At 41.1% G+C, this 496-nt stretch carries 1 protein-coding gene; it reads right to left on the bottom strand.

The window, feature by feature from the left end; genetic code table 11:
• The coding region (locus H4J62_RS20820) for an Ig-like domain-containing protein (protein WP_182218799.1) at positions 1-496 on the bottom strand (496 nt) is incomplete at both ends.

Here is a 496-nt window from a genome sequence, read left to right as displayed (position 1 = left end):
CGTCAGTAACAATGTAAGTAATTACAGGAACAGCACCGTTGAAATTGTCATTAGGTGTAAAGGTATAACTACCATCGGTATTTAAAGTTAACTCACCTTCAGTGAGGGTAACGGTGTCACCTGCATTATACGTATTCCCACCAACAGTAAAACTCGTTACCGTGAGTGGACCATCAGCAGTTTCTGCATTATCAAGCACATTACCTGTAGCAATTGTATCTTCAGCTATCGTGACAGTTTCACTATCATCACTTAAATCAGAAACCGGTATTACTGAAATGGTTAGGGTAGAACTCTGAGTGTCACCTGCACCGTCAGTAACAATGTAAGTAATTAGAGGAACAGCACCATTAAAGTTATCATTCGGAGTGAAAGTGTAACTACCATCGGTATTTAAAGTGAGTTCACCTTCCGCAAGAGTAACCGTATCACCTGCATTGTACGTATTCCCACCAACAGTAAAACTCGTTACCGTGAGTGGACCATCAGCAGTTTC

Source organism: Colwellia sp. BRX8-5 (assembly GCF_014077325.1).
Lineage (GTDB): Bacteria > Pseudomonadota > Gammaproteobacteria > Enterobacterales > Alteromonadaceae > Colwellia_A.
The sequence above is the reverse complement of the archived record's forward strand: the minus strand, read 5'-3'. Positions and strand labels throughout refer to the sequence as shown.